This window comes from Frankia sp. CgMI4, from assembly GCF_001756285.1.
Classification (GTDB): domain Bacteria; phylum Actinomycetota; class Actinomycetes; order Frankiales; family Frankiaceae; genus Frankia; species Frankia casuarinae.
This window is the reverse complement of the sequence record NZ_MAQZ01000024.1, coordinates 1-2,060: the sequence shown is the minus strand read 5'-3', so window position 1 is coordinate 2,060 and position 2,060 is coordinate 1. Positions and strand designations below refer to the sequence as shown.

The 2,060-nt window shown below is 64.7% G+C and carries 3 protein-coding genes; all 3 read right to left on the bottom strand.

The window, feature by feature from the left end:
• The coding region (locus Manayef4_RS26515) for an albusnodin/ikarugamycin family macrolactam cyclase (RefSeq protein ID WP_139139976.1) at nt 1-1,365 on the bottom strand (1,365 nt) is incomplete at its 3' end.
• 78 nt (nt 1,366-1,443) lie between these two features.
• Complete coding sequence (locus tag Manayef4_RS23790; RefSeq protein WP_023841791.1) at nt 1,444-1,587, bottom strand: albusnodin family lasso peptide; 144 nt, start codon at nt 1,585-1,587, stop codon at nt 1,444-1,446.
• A gap of 136 nt (nt 1,588-1,723) precedes the next feature.
• Nucleotides 1,724-2,060 (bottom strand): hypothetical protein (locus Manayef4_RS02600; RefSeq protein WP_070130510.1); only part of this gene is annotated, 337 nt, incomplete at its 5' end.

The following is a 2,060-nucleotide window of genomic DNA, read 5'->3' as shown; positions in this document are numbered from 1 at the left end:
CCCCACCTCCGCCATTCCTTCACCGGTCATGACCGTGGCAAACGAACCGGGGGTGGGATCATCCGTGCGTTCAGCTACCGCCGAGGCGACAGTCCGTGCCCGTTCCCGTGCCTGCAAYGTCGCCCATGAGGGAAGAGGTTCGATCCCGCACCAGCCGATATCGCCATCGGCGGTACTTCGTGAGGAACCTCCACCCAACTCCGTGGCCAGCGCCGCCAGCGCTGCCGCGCGACGTTCTCGCGAGACACGGTGAGCCGACCRCAGCAGCGRCCACACGGGAAGCCTACGCAACCGCGCCCATCGGATCGTTTCGACCACTGCCCGCCGGCTATGCCCGATCGCGAACAAATCTGCCAGAATGATTGGTGGAGAACACAGCAGGCTATCCCCGCCATCRCCAGTCAAATGGCAATCAGTGTCGAAGGTTCTCCGCATCCAGGCGAGTTGACCGGAAAATCGGGCATGCGCGATCGTGGACGGCGCCGGTTCGTCTGTTACCGGGACAACATCCAACGCAGAATACGGCGCGTGCTCCGCGCCCAGCGGCATGAGGCGATGAACGATTCCGGAATGTCTGGCCGCGAGCCGCGCATAGTCCACGTCCCCACCCGTGGCACGGCCGACTGGATGCACCGTCACCCCGGTCACCGGCCGCGAAGTGCCGGACGACGCATGGGCTAGCAAAGCAAGAGATGTCGAGTCGAACCCGCCTGACATATCCGCTGTCAGCGCTGTCGCGTTGACTGCCCGCACGGCCACCGCCGCTGCCAGTTCCGCCCGCAGTCGCCTGCCGGGTGAATCTGCGCATGGTCGAGGCGACCACATCCGTTCCGCCCGCACCGCCCCCGAGCGGATCAGGGTCAGGCGATGTCCGGCGGGTACAAGCCCTACGCCCTTGAACGCGGACCGCCCCGCAAACAGGACAGGCACCGACGGAGCCAAAAGCCACATCGCCAACCGATCCAGATCCGGCCCGGCACCGGTCAGCGCAGCCAACGCGCGTGAGCTGGAAGACCAGTACACCCCGCCGTCCAGCGAGGCTGTGTAGATGGGCCATGCTCCACCGAGGTCGGTCCAGATGCGGGTAAGGCTGTCGGTGACTTCCACAGTGGTGTAACTACCCGCCCACTGCCAGGCCACGTCGTCCGGAACCCCGTGCGTTCCGAGTCGCGTCAAAGAATTCCGAGTGATGGCGCAGGGGCCGATCACCGCAACCATTCGGTGGTCGCTGTGCGTCGTGCGGACCTCGTGCCCGTCCCATCGGCCGACCGTCCAGCATCCGGGAATGGTCGGCCACACCTCCGCACTGTTGGCAGGGGTCCGCGGTGGCGTTGCGGCGCTACTGAAGCCCCCGAACCAGCGCATGTCTCCCATCCCTTTCGTCCTTTCCTGAACGTACTGGTGCCTGGCCCCATGCGGAACCAGGCACCAGCAGGACGCGGACTAGCTGTTATACGCCTTCCGCTTGTCCTCCGCGCTGCCCTTGCCCTGGCCGAGTGTCACCATCGACGCCTCACCGAGGCACACCAGCAGCACCGGATCCTTTTCCGCCGGACCCTCGTGCGACTGGAGGTCAACCGTCACCATTTTTCCGCCCTACCTTTCCTGGTGTTTGCGCGGCCAATACCGCGCCTGGGTACCCGACAGCGGCCGATTCCGCGTCGGKGGATCTGGGTGAAGGCTCACCGGAGCGTCATTCTTGACTATGACGCAGCGTCGACCTTCAAATCAGAGCAGGGAAATGGATCTCCCAGACGTCGATCGGCAACACCACTTCGTGGTCGCGCAGGCGCACCCGATGCAAACTGAACGTCACTCCGTCCGGTGTCACATCCGGRTTCGGYCTCGATCCCGCCATTACGATCCGGGGCAACTCRCCTGCCATGATCCTCTGTCGYCGCAGCCGGATACCGACCGCCCACGCCACCCRGGATTCCATCAGCGACGTGAACCTGCGGTGCATCAGTACGAGCCCCACCGGAGCAAGCTGGGCAATCCCAATACTTGCCCCCACCATGATTTCCTCGTCCACCGCCAACTGGTCGGACAGCAGCATCTCC